Raw genomic sequence first — 2,948 nt, forward strand, 5'->3', positions numbered from 1 at the left:
TATCTTAAAATGTTTAATTTCAAACTTAATGCGCTCTATAATTGTCTTATGGCACGCTCCAATATCAGAGATGTTTTGAATCGGAACTCTTAACCAGTTTTGATAATTATTATCAGGAATTGTCAATTCACGGAGTCTCGAACGCATGGTTTGAAACTCAAAAGCTCCTACTAATTTTTCATGACGTAAGTCGTCATCGGATTCTGAGTCAAACTCAATTACATGATCTTCATCATGAAGATAGTATAACTTCAATCCCCCACTATCTAACTCTTGTATATAAGGCCTGATTTGTTCTCTAAACACCGTCTGAGTTACATCAGGACCTGTGCGAATAATCGATCGATTTCTTCGATCGCGTTCACCATAACATTCTGCGGTTCTTAATGCGGATTGAGAGACTTTAAGATGGTAATTATCATAGATCCTATCAAGTTGTCTGATAATCATAGGATGATTCGGAGTGCATATGATGGCATCGTTACCTAACTCGTCGAAGGTGAGTTTTAAAAAGCGTTTATACGAGTTATCAGAACTACTTTCACTTTTAGGCGTTAAATTGTGGCTAGGGGATTGGCTACCTTCAGCAGCTTCCTCAGAAGAAGATGCAGCTTTGACTGTAAGAGAAGCTTTTGAATCTGGCGATGAGGAAGAGTCTCTTTCACCATGAATGACCACTGACCCAGCTGATTCAAATTTCATCGGGGCGTCTGGCGTCGCTCTTTGAGGGCGATGCTCCAGGACAATTAGAGGAAGACCATGTCGCTCGAAGAGCCCACTTTCCTCGAGCGATAAGCAAGGATTGCATCGTACATCTTGATCAAAATAACAACCACCTTTTCGAAGGATCAATAGCCGAATGATATCGCTTGAACATCCAAAATTTGGGTAGAGTTGCTTGATTTCACTTTTAGCCAATGCTAAAAGACCCCGATAATCTTCTATTTCGCTGATGTCTCTAATGATAAGTGATGACACTTTATTTTCATTATCACCAACATCTGTAACAACCTTAATTTCATGCGCTCCAAAAATCTGCTTGTATCGGTCTAGCAAGGGTCGAGCAGTCTTAGGATAAGTATCATAATCAACCCAAAGATGAACTCGACAATGAGGATTCGCCTTACACCAGCCAACCACTGTCTCTACTTCTCTTTCATCATCCATCAATTTAATACCACCCGCCCAAATAAAGTGGATGAATTTTGGTATACGGTCATTTGGGGCATTCTCTAGAGCTAATTTCATAGCCTTGATACCTTCTTGTTGCCAGCCACACGCTACTGTCGTTAATTATAGCACAGTAAGGGATAGGGTCAGATTGGGGGAATGGGGTCACCCATAGGGATCTAGTTTTTTGCATTGGCTGTTACCAGCGAATCTGCACGTCCCCAGACATCGCTGCCCCTGAAAATCTTCAGTGCCATGCCGCGTCCACGTGAATGAAATTACAAATCTATGGCTTCCCGAAGGATCCAAACCCTTTATCGGCTCGCGGCATGGGCGTTTCAGTATACAACCTGTCATTAGCCTGAAGGAAATCAGATGAGATGGCTTTCAATCAAATCTGATGGTTATTAACCAGACCCCTGTCGAATTCACCACCTCAGCCGAAACCTTTCATTAAAACGCTTTACTGATTTCAAAATCATATCCCTACCCTCAAACATCACCTGCCAATGATTATGCTCAAAAGTAAACTCCACTGGCAGCCTCTTCGCCAAAACCAAAATCCAATAAAGCGTCCCACTATCCAAAAAATGCCACCCCATATAACTCACCATCTGTTGCCGAGTCTGCCGTTTACGGTGCAGCTGGGGCCGTGGATGGTAATAACAGGTATGGCGTTGATATCATGTAAGCCTCGGTTTTAGTGGATGGATGCTATGCTAGCACCACAACTTTGACAAGCAATCTTGCTTTGTCAGAGACAATCATAGTGCAATATGGTAAATTGAAGTCATGAAAGCATCGCAAATTAAAAATCTATTCATGATAGGTGGGCCTAATGGAGCAGGCAAAACCACCTCAGCATTTTCATTGATGCCTGAATTAATCCACTGTGATGAATATGTCAATGCAGATGCTATTGCCTTCAGTCTCTCTCCCTTTAAACCCGAATCAATTGGTGTAAAAGCAGGAAAGTTAATGCTTTCAAGAATTGAAGAGCTAGCGAATCATAATCTAAATTTTGCCTTTGAAACCACAATGGCTTCAAAAACATTCACACACCTCATTAATCGTTGCAAACAAGAGGGGTACTTCATCAATATCCTTTATGTCTGGCTAAACGATCCGGATTTAGCTATTCAACGAGTAAACTCAAGAGTTGAGAAAGGTGGTCATAGTATCGAAGAATCAGTAATAAGACGGAGATACGTTCGAAGTATGTATAATTTAATAAATCTCTATATTCCACTGGCTGACGGTTGGAGTATTGTAGATAATTCATCTCTAGAGCTCAAACCCGTTGCTAAAAAATTACAACGCAGTGCTACAATTGACGTATATGACAACACCACTTGGAAAAAATTTGAGGACCTCAAACCATGAAAACTTCAAAAATAAATATTATAAATCGCTTTGAAATCGGTGTACGCAGAGGCGTCTCAAAAGCCCTAGAAGAACATAAACGCTTAGGAGTCCCCATCGTTATTTCAGAAAATGGTAAGATCGTTAAAATACAACCTGAAGATATTGTGGTTCCACACTACCCTTCTGATGACGAGATTATTGATGATTAATTACACTCAGTCATTGAATCTAGCAAAGGTGATTTTAGAATGTTAGATAACACATATTTCTTTATCTCTAATATACTTATCATCATTGGGTGGTTTGTCATTGCTTTTTTAAAAGATAGAAATGATATAACAGAGAAACGAAGATCAGTGAGAATTGAACATTTAATAAACGCTTACACAGTTTTATGCTCCTGGGTCCATAAC

3 protein-coding genes are annotated in these 2,948 nt (G+C 40.1%); 2 read left to right on the plus strand and 1 reads right to left on the minus strand.

Features of this window, described 5'->3' with window-relative positions:
- The coding region (locus ACOSYY_RS20005) for a glycosyltransferase (protein WP_421664720.1) at positions 1-1,248 on the minus strand (1,248 nt) is incomplete at its 3' end.
- 714 nt (positions 1,249-1,962) lie between these two features.
- Between ACOSYY_RS20005 and ACOSYY_RS20010 the strand changes: the two genes are divergently transcribed.
- Positions 1,963-2,553, plus strand: a complete 591-nt coding sequence (locus tag ACOSYY_RS20010; protein WP_421664721.1) for an ATPase — start codon at positions 1,963-1,965, stop codon at positions 2,551-2,553.
- Positions 2,550-2,744 carry a hypothetical protein gene (locus tag ACOSYY_RS20015; RefSeq protein ID WP_421664722.1) on the plus strand — a complete coding sequence of 65 codons (195 nt, stop codon included), beginning with the start codon at positions 2,550-2,552 and terminating at the stop codon, positions 2,742-2,744. Before ACOSYY_RS20010 ends, ACOSYY_RS20015 begins: the two co-directional genes overlap by 4 nt.
- Positions 2,745-2,948 lie beyond the last annotated feature (204 nt).

It is taken from the genome of Nitrospira sp. BLG_2, assembly GCF_049222245.1.